19 protein-coding genes are annotated in these 14,746 nt (G+C 43.1%); 4 read left to right on the top strand and 15 right to left on the bottom strand.

Annotated features, from left to right (window positions below; all coding sequences use genetic code 11):
- Window positions 1–8: 8 nt before the first annotated feature.
- The 10 genes from QVA83_RS02890 to QVA83_RS02935 all read right to left on the bottom strand — a co-directional run bounded on the left by QVA83_RS02890 (window position 9) and on the right by QVA83_RS02935 (window position 7,262).
- On the bottom strand, window positions 9–1,232 hold the full coding sequence (locus tag QVA83_RS02890) for an Aq_097 family APC-type transporter (protein WP_156079167.1): 1,224 nt from the start codon (window positions 1,230–1,232) through the stop codon (window positions 9–11).
- A gap of 12 nt (window positions 1,233–1,244) precedes the next feature.
- On the bottom strand, window positions 1,245–2,039 hold the full coding sequence (locus tag QVA83_RS02895; RefSeq protein ID WP_014997000.1) for a cytochrome c3 family protein: 795 nt from the start codon (window positions 2,037–2,039) through the stop codon (window positions 1,245–1,247).
- A complete protein-coding gene (locus tag QVA83_RS02900) occupies window positions 2,036–2,794 on the bottom strand; it encodes a hypothetical protein (RefSeq protein ID WP_156079166.1) in 759 nt (252 codons plus the stop codon). The genes QVA83_RS02895 and QVA83_RS02900 overlap by 4 nt, the downstream gene beginning before the upstream one ends.
- Window positions 2,794–4,728 (bottom strand): 2Fe-2S iron-sulfur cluster-binding protein, encoded by a 1,935-nt coding sequence (locus tag QVA83_RS02905; protein WP_156079165.1) that lies wholly within the window; start codon window positions 4,726–4,728, stop codon window positions 2,794–2,796. The genes QVA83_RS02900 and QVA83_RS02905 overlap by 1 nt, the downstream gene beginning before the upstream one ends.
- Window positions 4,725–5,570, bottom strand: a complete 846-nt coding sequence (locus QVA83_RS02910; RefSeq protein ID WP_020742694.1) for a hypothetical protein — start codon at window positions 5,568–5,570, stop codon at window positions 4,725–4,727. Before QVA83_RS02910 ends, QVA83_RS02905 begins: the two co-directional genes overlap by 4 nt.
- A gap of 28 nt (window positions 5,571–5,598) precedes the next feature.
- Window positions 5,599–5,955 carry a hypothetical protein gene (locus tag QVA83_RS02915; RefSeq protein WP_012516849.1) on the bottom strand — a complete coding sequence of 119 codons (357 nt, stop codon included), beginning with the start codon at window positions 5,953–5,955 and terminating at the stop codon, window positions 5,599–5,601.
- A gap of 72 nt (window positions 5,956–6,027) precedes the next feature.
- Window positions 6,028–6,459, bottom strand: a complete 432-nt coding sequence (locus tag QVA83_RS02920) for a hypothetical protein (RefSeq protein ID WP_012516848.1) — start codon at window positions 6,457–6,459, stop codon at window positions 6,028–6,030.
- Window positions 6,460–6,555: 96 nt separating this feature from the next.
- Window positions 6,556–6,849 (bottom strand): c-type cytochrome, encoded by a 294-nt coding sequence (locus QVA83_RS02925; RefSeq protein WP_226434253.1) that lies wholly within the window; start codon window positions 6,847–6,849, stop codon window positions 6,556–6,558.
- Window positions 6,850–6,864: 15 nt separating this feature from the next.
- Window positions 6,865–7,080, bottom strand: coding sequence for a hypothetical protein (locus QVA83_RS02930; protein WP_012516846.1), 216 nt, complete (start codon window positions 7,078–7,080; stop codon window positions 6,865–6,867).
- A gap of 8 nt (window positions 7,081–7,088) precedes the next feature.
- Window positions 7,089–7,262, bottom strand: coding sequence for a hypothetical protein (locus QVA83_RS02935; protein WP_012516845.1), 174 nt, complete (start codon window positions 7,260–7,262; stop codon window positions 7,089–7,091).
- A gap of 433 nt (window positions 7,263–7,695) precedes the next feature.
- On the opposite strand from QVA83_RS02935, the gene QVA83_RS02940 reads away from it, so the two are divergent.
- The 4 genes from QVA83_RS02940 to QVA83_RS02955 all read left to right on the top strand — a co-directional run bounded on the left by QVA83_RS02940 (window position 7,696) and on the right by QVA83_RS02955 (window position 10,985).
- Window positions 7,696–9,810: an SDR family NAD(P)-dependent oxidoreductase gene (locus QVA83_RS02940; RefSeq protein WP_043959776.1), complete on the top strand. Its 2,115-nt coding sequence runs from the start codon at window positions 7,696–7,698 to the stop codon at window positions 9,808–9,810.
- Window positions 9,811–9,909: 99 nt separating this feature from the next.
- Window positions 9,910–10,221, top strand: coding sequence for a hypothetical protein (locus QVA83_RS02945; protein WP_012516843.1), 312 nt, complete (start codon window positions 9,910–9,912; stop codon window positions 10,219–10,221).
- Between the two features lie 9 nt (window positions 10,222–10,230).
- The gene (locus tag QVA83_RS02950) at window positions 10,231–10,665 is read left to right on the top strand and encodes a hypothetical protein (RefSeq protein ID WP_231513152.1); all 435 of its coding nucleotides are present in this window, start codon (window positions 10,231–10,233) and stop codon (window positions 10,663–10,665) included.
- A 59-nt stretch (window positions 10,666–10,724) separates the two neighbouring features.
- Window positions 10,725–10,985 (top strand): hypothetical protein, encoded by a 261-nt coding sequence (locus QVA83_RS02955; RefSeq protein ID WP_231513151.1) that lies wholly within the window; start codon window positions 10,725–10,727, stop codon window positions 10,983–10,985.
- Window positions 10,986–11,481: 496 nt separating this feature from the next.
- Here QVA83_RS02955 and QVA83_RS02960 read toward each other — a convergent pair whose 3' ends face one another.
- From QVA83_RS02960 to QVA83_RS02980, 5 genes are read right to left on the bottom strand one after another with little or no spacing between them, the layout of a single operon-like run.
- Complete coding sequence (locus QVA83_RS02960) at window positions 11,482–12,180, bottom strand: heparan-alpha-glucosaminide N-acetyltransferase (RefSeq protein WP_014996994.1); 699 nt, start codon at window positions 12,178–12,180, stop codon at window positions 11,482–11,484.
- A gap of 14 nt (window positions 12,181–12,194) precedes the next feature.
- Window positions 12,195–12,677 (bottom strand): YybH family protein, encoded by a 483-nt coding sequence (locus tag QVA83_RS02965; protein ID WP_012516840.1) that lies wholly within the window; start codon window positions 12,675–12,677, stop codon window positions 12,195–12,197.
- Window positions 12,678–12,711: 34 nt separating this feature from the next.
- Window positions 12,712–13,191 (bottom strand): YybH family protein, encoded by a 480-nt coding sequence (locus QVA83_RS02970; protein WP_041912803.1) that lies wholly within the window; start codon window positions 13,189–13,191, stop codon window positions 12,712–12,714.
- 11 nt (window positions 13,192–13,202) lie between these two features.
- Window positions 13,203–14,117 (bottom strand): CopD family protein, encoded by a 915-nt coding sequence (locus QVA83_RS02975; RefSeq protein WP_156079164.1) that lies wholly within the window; start codon window positions 14,115–14,117, stop codon window positions 13,203–13,205.
- 8 nt (window positions 14,118–14,125) lie between these two features.
- Window positions 14,126–14,518 (bottom strand): copper resistance CopC family protein, encoded by a 393-nt coding sequence (locus QVA83_RS02980; protein WP_156079163.1) that lies wholly within the window; start codon window positions 14,516–14,518, stop codon window positions 14,126–14,128.
- Window positions 14,519–14,746: the final 228 nt, after the last annotated feature.

Consider the following 14,746-nt stretch of genomic DNA (forward strand, 5'->3'; position numbering starts at 1 on the left):
TTTCCTTATTAGCTATGAGGTGCTGGAATTGACCAGCCAATCACAAAGAATAAACAGAGAACGATCACCGATAGACCAAGTAATTTTGTTGACCTAATGCGTTGACCTGTGCTTTGACGCATCACGAGTTTGATCACGATTATTGTTTGGATCAGGTAATAAAGTGCAAACCCTTTTGAAGCGAGATTAATAATTTCAAATACGTTAGATGACCAAACTAATATACCTGCGATGGCGATAACTAAAACGTAGTAAAATTGGGGGGAGATAGGTAAATGGAAAAGCTCTTTTAAGAGGCCTCCGCCACCGATAGTATCGGCTAATGCTGCACTTAACTGACTTGCCGTGGCGGCAACCAGTAATAAAATCGGCAATACCCATATTGCTTGCCCTAGGGTGTAGCTAATCGTTGTTTCGTTTAATTCCGTGATCGGAAAATCCAGGAAAATAGGACACGTTAGACCGATAAAAACAACATAGAGAAAAATAGCGATCCACTGAGCATAACGACTCGCTTTAATGCGCTGTTCTGGCGTATAGTTATTCCCCATAAAACGGGTTGTCTCGAACCCTTGCGTTACCATGAGCATCCCTGCGAGCATGCTAACAGTTTCAAAATGGCTCAATGCCTGTATCGCTTCATGTTGAAACCAAGCACTTTGTACTTGTATGTCGTAGGTTGCCAGCGCTGCGAGCACACCTACTATAATAGCCAACTTTATTGTCACGGCGAATAGCTCAATGGTCTCTAGCCCCCTAGCACCTCGAAGCCAAGCGACCACCATAATGATGACAAGCAACCCACTGGTAAACAGTTTGATGTACGTCGTATCAGAGATAGATAAACGATCAAAAACAAACGCTGCAAACAAACTAATATAAAACGCCACGGAAATGGCATATGCCGCACCAAGCGCCCATTGACTTGCTTTTTCAAGCGTCATAATACTGCTTTGTTGATTGCTAGCTAGCTCAGGTTCTGCGTGGCGTATATTGAAGCGAATAACCGACCCCAGCGCATATGCCAGAATGGACAACAACACTATTCCAAGCAGTGCCCATTTCCCCATTACCGAATGCAGCAGTGGTGCAATGATCAAAAAGCCACTACCAATAATGGAAGCCAACGGTGTGACTGTTGCTCGCCATTGGAAAGATTGTCGTAAGCGAGGCAGACACAATACTATTGCGATCAGCACCGAGGTTGCGAGCGCAATGGAATTTGTGATCACAGTTTGTACCCCTTAATGGTGTTTATACCACCCGGCACGCTTAATATCGTTCCAGGACGTAGATTGATGGCAGGCATAGCATTCCTCAACTTTAGCTTTAGGCTCGCCTGCCACTTTGGCGGAAATCATTTTAAAATGCTGCATATAGTGACTGGGCGGCGCTTCATGACATTGATTGCAATCACGTGATTGACTCGACGGGTGAATAAACTTTGGCAATGACCATTTGTCTGTGCTGTGACACTGCACGCAATCCTCTCCAAATAGACCTAAATGGCGATCATCGTTGCTGTGACATTGCGTACAATTTAATAAGGCTTCTTTATCACTGACCTCAGGGTGCACAAACAAGGGCTCAGGAGTTTGTTTATTCGCTAGTATGTTCTCCAAAAACGCCATGGTGGCAGCGCCCTCGTCAAACGGGACATTTGGGTTGGGGAGCATATTGAAACCAATGTCGACTAACGCTATATGGCTCATGAGCGAAATGTTGGCCGATTCACCTTTGTGCTCTACATGGCAACTTGCACATTCTTTGATGTCGGTATGAAATGCAGTGGGTTGACGCGCAACGATATGCGTATCATTTGCATGACACGCCACACATTTGTCACGCTCAACGCCCTTCACCGGTGTGTGACAACTCAAACAGTCATCCGCGAGAAAGGCATGTGCTTTATTGAGTGAACCGGGTTCAACCATTTTTTCCCATGGAATTTGTGCGCTATCTTCAGGCATATGAATGAAATGACTGACGCCAAAGCCAGCAGCAACTAAGCCAAGAACGATTATTATCCATTTCATCATAACCAGCGCAGTCCAAAGTAAACTTCACTGAAAATGTGAAAAAACAGGACTACATAAAGTGTCATTGAAATCACGATGTGAAATTTTAACCAACGAGCAAACCACACCTTCGCGGTGTCATGAATGAGAATGCTGTACTCAACATCGGAAATTGTATCAATGATGGAAAGAACCTGGCTTTCTTGTTTGAACAATTTACTTTGTGCTGAAGTAGGCACATTTAACGTGATGTAAGGAATATGTCGTGCGGATGTTTGGGCAAACGTCGAATATCTGTCATCACAGACTGCGTCTTTCAACGCCTGTTTTGCGTTAGAAAGCGCAACGTGGAGTTCATTTACTTGGCGCTTTTTCTCTTTCACATTCGATGAAATAAGACCGAGTACATATCGACCCACAAACCCACTGATCACAACGACCATCATAAAGATAACAAGCGAAACTCCGGTAGCACTATCAAAACGATGGGCGCTATGGATCAGCGCTAGAATAGGCCCCAGCACACCTGCATAGATATGTATACGCAGGAGCGTTGGCATAGCGATGTGCTTCGTCACGACTTTCTTAAGTGATTTGTTACGCTTAATGGTCATGTATACCAATGGGATAAGCATTAATACCGAAGCGCTTAAACCCACGCCAAATCCAATAAAACTGCCTGGGAATGCTGGGTCTCTATGCCATACAAAACCGAGCCATAGCAGGATCATTAGGACAACCAAGCTGCTTACAATTGTGCGCTCTTGAGAATTCATTAAGCCTCAACCTCCACATCAGATTTAGGGATAGCTTGGCACGCCAGAATATACCCACTGAACTTATCTTCAGGCTCCAGCCCATCATCAACCTCCATATCGACGTCACCACGTAGCAGTTTCACCTTACAACTCCCGCACGAACCCGCTCTGCATGAATTCTCTATATCTACATCGAGTCCATCAGCGACGTCTAATACGGTCTCATCCGGACCCGCGTGGGCTTCGACGTCTGAAAGACTAAACCGTACTTGTCTGTTGTTGCCTGCGTTGGTGTTAGTGGCTAATTGAGGTTTAACGGGAGCGGGCTCTGGTTTAGCAGCCCCAAACGCTTCGGTTTTAATATGCGTGTTAGGCATACCCAATTCGGCTAGCATTTTTTTCGTAGCATCCATCATTGCAGGAGGCCCACAAATATGCGCAGTTTTTGAGGCAATATCTGGCACAAATTCGTTTATCATTGCGGATGAAAAGCGGCCTTGGGGCCCCATCCAGGATGTACCCTCTGCTTGAGTCATACTGACCAGTACTTTTAACCGAGGATGACGTGCTTGCAGATATTTTAATTCCTGTTCAAAAATAAAGTCGTTGGACGTTCGCGTACAAAACAGAAAATAAATATCACCGTCCCAGCACGTCGTCGTCAAGTAGCGGACAGCGCTCATCATCGGTGTGATCCCCACTCCCCCAGAAATCAACACCACGCTGTTTGAACCATGACCATTGAAATAAAATTTACCGCCGGGGGCTTTAATTGAAAGCGTATTTCCTACCTCAACCGCGTCATGCATATAACGAGAAACCACACCGAACTCCTCTCGCTTTATCGTAACTTCAAAGTAATACTGTTCAGTGGGCGATGATGCAATGGTGTATGAGCGCTTAACTGGCTTTTCAAAACCATCGATGTTCAGTGTGAACGTGACAAATTGACCTGGTTCGAAATCAAATGGAATGGTTTGTCCATCTGGGCTGGCTAGACGTAACGTTTTAACATCATGGGTTTCATTAAAAATCGCGGTTACTACCATACCGCCACTAAACGTGCCCTTGCGCGATGAGGCAGTGGATGACAATGCTGGCTCGCTACTTTGCGCAGGTGCCGAAGCATGCTGCTGGGCAGCCGGATTAGATTCGACAACAGAGGAAACTTTTGTCGTTGGCGCAGATGTGCTTGCGGTGTCAGTAGACTTAAGCTCTTCGAGCAGCGCGGCAGCTCTGCGCATCTTAAATCCATACACATACACCATAACAATTGTAAATATGAGTAAAACGAGCATCACTGCGCTGTGAAACGGTGTCATACCAAATAGGGTTGAAGTACCTTTTTCCGGCGCACTGGGAAGCAAATTCATTTGTGACTTGAACCAGGTTAATGCCACTCTTCGTGGTTCTTGCCCGTCTTGTATGGCACGTTTCGCAGCAAGACCACTGTCAAAATGGGCTATACCCTCTTTAACTGTTTCAACAGCCATTTGCATTTGGGAATAGTCATCAGTGGCAGCTGCGCGGGCAAGCCAATCAAAACCTGTAGCAAGTTGCTCACTTCCTTGTTGCATTCTTGCGGTTGCTTTAATCAGAACAGTCTCTCTTTGTTCGGGTGTAGCTGAATGCATGCGCATTAGCGTGGGATAGAGATCTTTAGGTTTGGGTGCACCCATTTTCTCCATCATTTTATCCATGCCTTTTGCCATACCGGGTCCCATCATGGCGTCAGCATTGCCCAGCGGTCCTTTACCTTGTGTAGCAGTCGGCAAAACATCCGTATTAGCGTTGACAGTGGGATCATTGGTAGCTTCAGGATGGTGGCTCGCATGCTCACTATCCTCTGGCTGTTGCTGTGCGTAACTGCTCGTCGTTGCGAATAACAGCATAACGTTCAAAATGACGGCGTAACGCAGAAAAAATGATGTGTGTGGCCACCACATGCTCATAACTCACCTGTTTGTTCGGCCATCCACAGGCTATTTATCTTAGCGATCTGAGAGGGCGTTAATACTGATACCGCTTTCCCTACCGATGTAATAAACTGCAACCGCAAGGCGCTGTTTGTGGCTTCTATTTCAGCAATGGTGTCTTTGATATTGTCGTATTGAGGTAGCCCCTGAGCGGTCAATTCCCACAACGATGCTTCTAACGCACTTCGCTGCAGCGTAAAGCTTTGTTGAGTAGACTCCCATTCAGTTCGGATCGTGAGAAGCGTTTGGTACTGACCATCGGTCAATTCGAGTGTCTCTTTGTGGTTTAAGAAAAAAGCTTGCTCTCCAACGTGGTATAAATGCAGCGCTCCACTGACACCGGGTAAGCTTTCATTTAATGGAGAACCAGATATCTGTGTTTTATTTTGTTCAGGTGGTGTACCCATCATTGAGCTGTTTTTCATCATCATTTTGCACATCATTCCCATGCACGATTTCCCGCGCATTGGCATCATGCCTTTATTCTTACTCTTTCCCATTTTCATTGTGTTTGTTGCTGAAAGTGGCATTGATGATGTATTGAGTGAAACACTGGTATCACTCGGATTTACACTCTCATTGCTTTTTGGCTGGGTCGCTAATGAATTGTCTAACGAGCGCAAAGCGGTTTGGATTTTAGCGAAGTCATCAACGTTTAACTCAGGCTGAGTTTCTTTAGTTTCTGATGAATTGTTTTTTTTGTCTGGCTCAGTACTTTGTGGTACTGCTGAGCACGCGGTTGTGAATAAGACACTCACTAATACCAGCGTCACAATAACCGCTATACGGTAGGGTTGGTGATAAACTCTATTATTCACAACGGCATACTCCTAATTAAAATATTAATCAAAAACCACGGTCAAACTCGACCATGTCATAACGCGTAATTTCGCCATCCAGCACAATAGCTTCCGCGAAGTGCTTATCCTTAGTTTTTCCAAGACGAATTTTCCCAACGAACTCTCGTGAATAGCTGTTTTCACCTTCTGAGATTGCTGTAGGGTCGTAGACAGTTCTATAGACATTAAAAACTTGATGTTCCTTCAAACCATCCGTATCAGATACACATACCACTGCTTGCTTATCATCGACTGTAACAACTTGCCCACTCATGATGTAGTCGTGATAAACCTGGCTTGCGCATCCTCCGAGGAGTCCAACTGACAAGACTACAATTGAAAAAAACTTAATTAATTTATTCATGTAAAATTCCTGTGATTATTGAAATAAGCGAGACAGCAGGTCACCTCCTGCCTCGTAACGTGGTGATTAGCTCTATTTGTGTTTATGTATTGGTTTAGACTTTTCAGCGGTGTGCCCCATCATTTGGCTCATCATGTCTTCCATCATCGACATACGCTGTTCCATCATTTTCATTTTGTCTTCGGTGGACATATCAGTGTGTTTGTGTTTCATTCCTTTTCCCGCTTTCATCCCCATCGAGTCGCTTCCTTCCATCATGCCCATCATGTCTTGCATCTTTTGGGCATGCTCATGCAACATGGCTTCGCGCTTCTCCGGATCCGATTCACTCTTAACGGCATCCAATACTGCGCGCATTTCTTCCATATGCGTCTGCATCTTTTGCATCATCTGACCATCCATCATCGGCATATCAGATTTGTCAGTCTGTTGATATGCAAAAGAAGTCGCTATTGGCGCAACGACTAAAGCACTGGCCAGTAATAGTGAAGTAAGCTTTTTCATAAGATTGTTTCCTTTGATTATGCTCAGTTGAGCGTTTTAGGTTTAAAGTTTACGTCTTGTCACCTTAATCTAATGTCTTAGACTCAGGTCAATAGGCTATATGGACGATAAAAACTCAGCTAAAGCTTCAAGCTCATCATCTGTAATCGGCATTTGCGGCATTGCGGACGACGAGTTATTAAATTGAGGCTCCTTAACTTTGCGCAAAAAGAATGCCCTGCCTTTTTCGCTAATAACATTATCCAGCGATGGACCGAGTGTTCCGCCTGCGCCTTGCACTTGATGACACCCCTGACAACCATATCGAGTGAGTACGTCACGTGGATTGACTGTTAATGATTTAGCCAGAGTCACCTCTACCGGTTGAGCAGGACTAGAAGCTATTTCCATGAATTCAAGAATGGCTTATACTTCGCTGCCGGTTAAATGCGCTTTTTCGCGCATGTGTGGCATGATCACTCTCCACTCACTGATAGAAAACTCACGCACAGGCCTACTGTTATGACAACGCGCACAGTTGTTATTAATTAACTCTGCGCCAGAAAGTGTGGTTTCATCGTCTGCCAAGTTCGGTAACGAAATAAATGTGATTAGTGCACATATAATTAATTTCTTGTTCATGATATCCCCTAGAATCCATAGCTGAATTGCACAGCAAACCGTGTATCATCAGGGCCTTCAACTACGTCTGTATCTTCATAGCCCACCTTAATAACTGAACGAGGGTCCAACCAATAGTTGACACCTACCATCCAGCGCTCCGCTTCTTCAATTTTATTGGTTTCAGCATATTCAAGGACCAATTCAGTACTACCTAGGGATTGAAAAGCATGCCCAACGAAGAAAGTACCTTGTAAAAACCATCCATTGCGTGAAAATGAGTCAATAGTTTGCTCATGATCTCGCTCAACAAATGAGTCCGTTTCAGTTTTAATATACTCGCCTCTGATGATGGCGTGAGTACTAATAAAGTTGATATCAAACCCATTGGCTGTGATATCTAGTTGTCCTTGTTCGTCGTAGGCACCTTAATAAAATGTTTATGTATTTAATCGTAGTGATTTCATTTCAACTGTAGTTGATTCAGATCAAAGCATCACAACGAATCGATTACGGTTTGATTACATTTCTGTAATCAAATCATTAACTTTATTTATCCATTCAAGGACTTTACTTATGCTGAAGCTATCAAACATATAAGTGAGCTTTCACTCTTCTACGAAATAGGCTTTTAAGATGTTGTATCAACAGACAGCACTAATATCAGGCGCTAGCTCTGGTATAGGACTTGCGCTTACAAAAGAGCTTCTACTCTCCTACCCTTTTATCCAGATCGTAGCACTTTGTAGAAATCCAGAAACTTTACAACAGCTTAAAAGGTCTTATGGGGATAGGGTCAGAATCGAGTGTATCGATTTCACTAATAGGGATTGTATTAAAAGCCTTCAAAACGTTGTCAATCAGCATACTCACTTTAGCTACCTGATCCATTGCGCAGGTGTTGTCATGCCATTTGGAGATATTAGCAACGTCGCCCCTGATGAGTGGGAGGCAACCCAATGGATAAATGTCGAAGTACCTCGCCTTTTAACGCAGATATGCTTAAAAAAATTTAGTCATAGCCGCGTGATGTTTTTAACCAGTGATTTGCCAGTACAACCCGTTGCTGGCGCCTCAGCTTATTGTGTGAGCAAAGCATCATTAAATATGCTGTGCCAGTGTTTTCAACTTGAAGTCGATAACGATATTGCTGTTTTTACAACTGTGGCTCCTGGAAACGTCGACACCAAAATGCAGGAAACGATAAGGCAAGCTTCAAATCACGCGTTGCCTGCATCGGAGTTAATGCGCAGTATGTATTCAGCAAACAAGCTTTTACCTCCCCGATTAGTTGCACAATATCTGCGACAATTGCTGAGCGATATCACGCCAAACACTTTTGGTAGTCGAAGTTGGAATCTACTTGAGAGTATTGTTGAAGTTTCACCTGCAAAACAGACAAAAACAGATTCAATCACGCGGGCTACTGAAACAAGTTTGGTAGAACTGGCAAGTCTTGTTGACGGCGCATTCTGGTCACCGGGTAGTGCAGAATATGAAGAAAACAGGAAAGTATTCAATCAAGGTGTTTCGCGTTTTCCGTTAGTAATTATTCAACCTAAAACAAAGACCGATATTATACACATTGTCAGATGTGCAAAGCAGTTGCGCTTATCTATTACAATTAAGGGTCAAGGGCATGGTGTAAGTGGCATGTCGGTCCTTAACAATGCAATTGTAATTGATATGTCGATGTTTAAAACAACTGTACTGAATGTTGATAAGAGCTCAGTAAACGTCGGCGCAGGCGTCAAAAATAGTGAATTGGACCATTTTCTAGCGCAACACAACAAAGTAGTTCCTTTGGGTACCTGTCCCGATGTTGGTGTTGTCGGCGCAACATTGGGAGGGGGGATCGGTTTTTTGTCCAGAAAGCTTGGTTTGAGTTGCGACAATGTGCTCGCGTTTGGATTGATAACTGCTGACGGTAAAGTAAGACAAGTGACCGAATCCCAACATCCGGATTTGTTTTGGGCATTAAAAGGGTGTGGCCATGGTCAATTTGGCGTTGTGACCGATGTCACGTTTAAATTAAATGATGCCCCCCAAAATATTGATGGCCGAATACTCGAGTGGCCATTATGTCACGCACGATCTATTCTTAGGCAATATAGCAAAACAGTGCTCAGTGATAACAGATCGGTTTTTCTATATGCATATCTCTCGCGATCGATGCACGATAAAGCACGAATTTCGATAATGGGGTTTAGTGAGGACTGGGTGCACGGTTTGGATTCTGTAGCCAAATGGCAAGACGGTGCCACATTGTTAAGTAGGCGGTCGCAATACGTTGAATGCCAATCCAATGACTACGATAGTGATCTGAGTTTGTATTGGCGAAATGGCATAATTGAAGGCGAGCTATCAGACGAATTCATTGAAACACTTTTATCGTGTTACCGAGCTTGTCCGGTAAATTCAGGTGGATTTATGCTAGACCCGCTTTGTGGCGCTATTCAGGATGTAAACGCTGACGATTCGGCATTTATTCACCGCAACGCTTCTTTCGTCTGTAGTATCACAGGGATCACTCAAGCTGAATGTGACGATACTGAAGTTATCGATTGGGTGAATAAATCTTTCGATTTGCTATTACCGTTTTTTAATGGTCATTCTTACCAAAATTATGACATGGGGAATGGGTCGCCACTTGCTCTTTACTACGGCCAACACACAGCTCGTTTGAAATTATTAAAACAACAATACGATCCTACTGGTCTGTTTATGAGCTCTCTTCTGCGCCCTGACTAAAAGTTTTTTAGTCATTGCTGTGACGATTTCGATATTGTGAACGTATGTTCTACCCATATTGAATTGGCATTGTGGTTACTTGTAACAAGGAAATAATTTATGAAAAGATGGATATGTTTGTTTCTTGTGATGTCATCATCGCTCGCACATCCAAATGATCGTGAGCATGGCGATTTTTACAGAGGATTAACTGGTCTTAAAGCACAAATTGATGAAATTAATCGTGACTTGATTTTGCTGGAAAATGCCACCCTTTCGAGTTCAGAAGTCAACAGGCGACTGGCTCGGATTGAGCAACAAATTGATGACGCAAATAAGAAAATTTCAGAGGCTTCTGACGCAGAGTTACGTGAGTTGAGTGCTCAAGAGTTAGAGCAGGTAAAGCGGTCTTTGCAGGTTCTCAACATGTAAGACATTCGAATGCAATTGCAACCCCATTTAAATCAACTGCATAAATCGACTAAATCTGAAACACTACTCGCTTCTTGGATGAACCATGTTCAAAGTTCGCGAACGAAGGCAGTTAAAGATGAAGCTGAAAGCGACTTAGTTGCCTTGAGAGAAGCAACGGATCGTGAACTGATAGAACTACAAATGAACACGCAGCGGCAAATTAATTCACTGACTGAGAGGCACGAAAACGATATTGTTCGCCTCACTCAAGACCATAAGGAAGAAGTAAGGCGTCTTGAGCAATTAAATTTAGACAAGGTTCAATATGCAGAGACAGCATTTGAAAATCTAATGGGAGAAACAGAAACACAAAATGGGCTGATATTTAAAAACCTCGCGGTCTCCATATATCTTCGCCGGTTCTTAGTGGAAGATGGTTACGATGGTTTTTTAACGACTTAACGCTTACTTCAATTGATGAAACAGCAACGGTTCGGTGTGATCCAAGCATATTAAGAGAAGTGATTTCAATTCAAGAGCACGCAATTTTACGGTTTGAAAAAGTCAAAAACAAGCTAGAAGATGCTAAAATGCTGTATTACGAAGCATTACTAGATCTTGCATTTTATGAGGCTGAAATGTCGCGGTTTGGTATATTGAATGTCGATGCGACGCAACGGATCAATGAAAACCTTGTTGCTTTTGAGCAGAATTTACTCTTTTGGTTAAACGAAGCGAATACAAAACACCAGAGCGGTTACCGCGTTTCATTTTTCGCGTAATCTGCATGGTAGACAGCTTGGTTTTTATCAGGGGATGTTTGAGACTTCATGAAATTTTTGAATAACAACCCGCTAAAGCCGAAATGTTATCACAAGTGTCTGCATTGCTGGTAGAAAACGATATGGCTACTGTAAGACAAATAACTGACGTAATAGAGTCAAGAGAATGCAACTCTTTGTGGTCAAAATACACCAACTTCAAAGAAGAACGACCAAAACTGTTTGAGTATTAACGGTAGTCTGGGTTTGTTGGCACTAAAAGCACAATCTTCTCCGAATTAATCTTGCGTTGCTGTAAACACATTAGCGTTGATATCGAGAGTGTATCGACACACGCATTTGCGCGCAAGCGCATATGCGTTTATCAAGCATTACTCTGCTGCCTTGACTCTACCTTCCCTCATAATGTGCATATCTCATCGTAATTTTATGTCTGCGGCAGCATAGCGGATATTAATTACTGAAGGTGATTTATGGCAAAGTAAAAGGTGCATAGTTACACCGATGAGCTAAACCAATAGATAGTACCAAACAGCGCAAAAAAGATAGGTTGATGCAATATGTAAACCGCTAAACTATGCCGTCCGAGAAGAGTCAAGTTATTCGGGATATTCCATTTTGCAAACGGATCAAATCCGCTTTTCAAAACGTGCCCTATCGCAATACCAAACAATACAACACCTATCCATGGAAAAATCGCAACGTAATCGTTTGGAGAATGAGGTAGTGACAAACTGATCAGATTAAATGGCCATTTACTGGATACTAGGCCAATGTTAAACAACGTGACCGCAACAAAACCCAACAACAGCGACAATATGGGTTTTCTAATCAACGGAACACACAAAACACTCGCTACAGCAATAAAATGCAATACGCCAAAGAATATCCAGTTTGCATTAAAAAAATAATACGTAAAAAGCGATATTACCGCGGCCCAGAACGCTATGGAAAACAGCCGCAGTAAAAACATTTTTAGACTAAATTTTCGATAATTCCCGAGCACGAGCGACGCGCCTACACTCACGAAGAAGAGCGTCAATATTACATACCGAAACTCCCTCCACCCTTTTCCATTGGGGACATTCCAATCAACCCAACCAAAGAAACGAAGGTCGTAAGCAAAATGGAACACAACCATCAACACAATGGCTAACGTTCGTATTGCATCCAATGTGATATTGCGATTTTGCACGGAATTCAACGTTGTTAACGGTGCTTATGTGGCTTATTATCACGGGTAGATGAATGCGAATGAATGACCTTCCATCCTTCATCAGTTCGGCGAAACAAATAGGTTTGAAATCCTTTTTTATCAAAAACTGCGCCGGTTTTGCGTACTTCTCCTGAAACATTTACTGTCGTAACTGCCCAAGCGAAGTCTCCTTCAACGTTTGTTTCGATATCTAGAATATCAATGGTCAATCGTTTCAATACCTCTTTTTCCGGCTCTACATGATTTTTGACCAAATCCTCTAACCCTTTATTCTGACCGCCTGACTCAATGTAACGCGCACCTACCTGGCCAAGATAATGTTGATAGAACGGCATACCGTTACCAGACTCCCACCCCTTTTCAATATCTTGGATCATTTCTAGTATCTCGGTTTCGTCGTTCGTTTGCTCAGACGCATAAATGTATGGTGATGTGGCTAAAAAAATAACAACGCAGCTTGCATAGAAAAGTTTCATCGTTTTGACCTTTTTATTTTAATTTGGTGGGGAGTTAGTGAGACCAATGAATATGACTGATTTTCCACTGTCCATTGATCAGCGTTAAAAAGAGCGTTTCATTGCCTGTCCTATCAATATCTCGACCTTTATAGTTTCCAGAAGTGTGACTTCTTGAAATGGAGACAGCTGTATTACCATGCACACGAACATGATGCTCAATCGTCTTCGTGGTTACGGCAGATGAAAATTGCATGTCTGCTTGCAAATGATGTGCACGATATTCGTCGGCACTGCGCTCAATTCTGCCACCTTCCAAAATAAGGACATCATCGGCAAGTAAGCTCATGACTGTCTCTGCATTAGCCTCGGAGAGTGCTTTGTGGAATTGTTTTGCTATTATTCCTGCGTCGGAGTCTAGCCCTGAGAACATAGGACTATTACTGGTGTCGTTATGCGTTTTATCATGAGCATTAACACAGTTAGTTAACAGCAAAGGAAAGAGTATGATTGACAACAAGTAGATTTTTTTCATTTTGTGTTTCTTCAATAATTGGGGCCTACGGCGGTACTTAACACCACCGTCACCATTAAAATAGATATCCCTATACAAAGTTCGATTTGGATTGATTTTTGAAGCGTTCGAGGACTGGTTATGCCGGTTAAAAGCTGAGGAACCAATCGCAGTTTGTGTAACAACGCGATTAGAAAGATAGCACCAACAAACAACAGCTTAACAAGCAATACAAAGCCGTAGTTTGTGTCGAGCAAACTGCTAACAGAACGCACAAGTTGCCAAGCCAGTAGTAAACCAGCAATAATTAGCCCCCCAATGGGGTACATCGCCGATTTCCCAAATTTTGTCATGACATGGTGCAAATTGGGGGTAGAAAGCTCTACGCACGTCCTTGAAAGAGGCCAGAGTGAACCCACCCACGCGAGCGCAATAACGGCATGAGCAGCCAGGATAAATTTTAAACTAGGTTGTAACTGTTGAGTATGCCCAGTTAACGTAAATGTATACCCAAATCCTGCCAACGCAATAACAATGAAAATTCCAAGAGAGAGACTTGAAATAATGGCGGTTTTTCTAATTGAATGACCTAAATAGGTTAAATATAGTAGCGCACTTGCGAACAGCACTAGTCGACTTTTTGCAACATCTCCGAGCGTTGAATGCGCGACCATCTCTCGCATAATGGGGTCAAACATACCAGCGTATCCAGATTGAGCGAGCTGCCCAACCTGAAACAAAAAGTCAAAAGCACTAAAAATGATGCCAATGACCGCAAACAAACGCATGTGCCTTGTTACCGTTGTTTGTAAGCTTGCGGGTAGAGTAAATTTGGTGTCAGTATCAGTATTGGTAATGCACAAAATCCAACCACCACCAAGCAGCGCTGATACGCCGAGATAAACACCAAACTTTGAAATCAACAACCCCAACTGCCAAATGTCCATAGCGTCCTCTAATGGTTGCCGTGCGTGCTGTCGTGCTTTTTGTCGTTATGTTTCATCATTGAAGCATGCACCATAAAACTAAAAGCCCCTTCCATTTTGTGACCGTCCTGACCTAGCAACATCCAATTGACAGTGTATGTATCTACTGGTAATCCGGGTAATTCGTAACTAAAGGCACTAGCGAGTTCCGTACTTGGCTTAAACTCAAACGGAATGGTTTCCCCACTTTTCGATTGCAATGTGACTCTAGCCAACCTTACAGGCTTGGTAAAAACCAATGATAGTTCAGGTGGAGATGACATCAACATTGCATTATCCTTAGGCGTAGATGTCTTGAGTGTTGTGTGAGCAAAAGTTGAAAAACTTAAGGCTATCATGAGCATTGAAAAGATTAGTTTCATTTGAAGTCTCCTTAGACTTGATGGGTTATAGATGACACAAATGCTTCAATATTGATGGCATTTGGGTCAATGGTATTGTCGATCAGCAAGCCTGTGACGTCTTTCATCATCGCGCTGGGCCCAGGTAAAAAAATGTTCACCCTGAATGTAGTAGATATCAAACCAGACCATGTAAAGGCCGCTTAACGACCAAAACAACACCTGCCCGCCGACTAGCAGCATAAGCCA

Source organism: Alteromonas sp. AO-Serp (assembly GCF_017849675.1).
GTDB lineage: Bacteria > Pseudomonadota > Gammaproteobacteria > Enterobacterales > Alteromonadaceae > Alteromonas > Alteromonas macleodii.

Coding starts and splice junctions, on each gene's coding strand:
- QVA83_RS02895 (WP_014997000.1), bottom strand. CDS start 2,039: ATGATGAAATGGATAATAATCGTTCTTGGCTTAGTTGCTGCTGGCTTT.
- QVA83_RS02900 (WP_156079166.1), bottom strand. CDS start 2,794: ATGAATTCTCAAGAGCGCACAATTGTAAGCAGCTTGGTTGTCCTAATG.
- QVA83_RS02905 (WP_156079165.1), bottom strand. CDS start 4,728: ATGAGCATGTGGTGGCCACACACATCATTTTTTCTGCGTTACGCCGTC.
- QVA83_RS02915 (WP_012516849.1), bottom strand. CDS start 5,955: ATGAATAAATTAATTAAGTTTTTTTCAATTGTAGTCTTGTCAGTTGGA.
- QVA83_RS02920 (WP_012516848.1), bottom strand. CDS start 6,459: ATGAAAAAGCTTACTTCACTATTACTGGCCAGTGCTTTAGTCGTTGCG.
- QVA83_RS02925 (WP_226434253.1), bottom strand. CDS start 6,849: ATGGAAATAGCTTCTAGTCCTGCTCAACCGGTAGAGGTGACTCTGGCT.
- QVA83_RS02930 (WP_012516846.1), bottom strand. CDS start 7,080: ATGAACAAGAAATTAATTATATGTGCACTAATCACATTTATTTCGTTA.
- QVA83_RS02940 (WP_043959776.1), top strand. CDS start 7,696: ATGTTGTATCAACAGACAGCACTAATATCAGGCGCTAGCTCTGGTATA.
- QVA83_RS02945 (WP_012516843.1), top strand. CDS start 9,910: ATGAAAAGATGGATATGTTTGTTTCTTGTGATGTCATCATCGCTCGCA.
- QVA83_RS02950 (WP_231513152.1), top strand. CDS start 10,231: ATGCAATTGCAACCCCATTTAAATCAACTGCATAAATCGACTAAATCT.
- QVA83_RS02965 (WP_012516840.1), bottom strand. CDS start 12,677: ATGAAACTTTTCTATGCAAGCTGCGTTGTTATTTTTTTAGCCACATCA.
- QVA83_RS02970 (WP_041912803.1), bottom strand. CDS start 13,191: ATGAAAAAAATCTACTTGTTGTCAATCATACTCTTTCCTTTGCTGTTA.
- QVA83_RS02975 (WP_156079164.1), bottom strand. CDS start 14,117: ATGGACATTTGGCAGTTGGGGTTGTTGATTTCAAAGTTTGGTGTTTAT.
- QVA83_RS02980 (WP_156079163.1), bottom strand. CDS start 14,518: ATGAAACTAATCTTTTCAATGCTCATGATAGCCTTAAGTTTTTCAACT.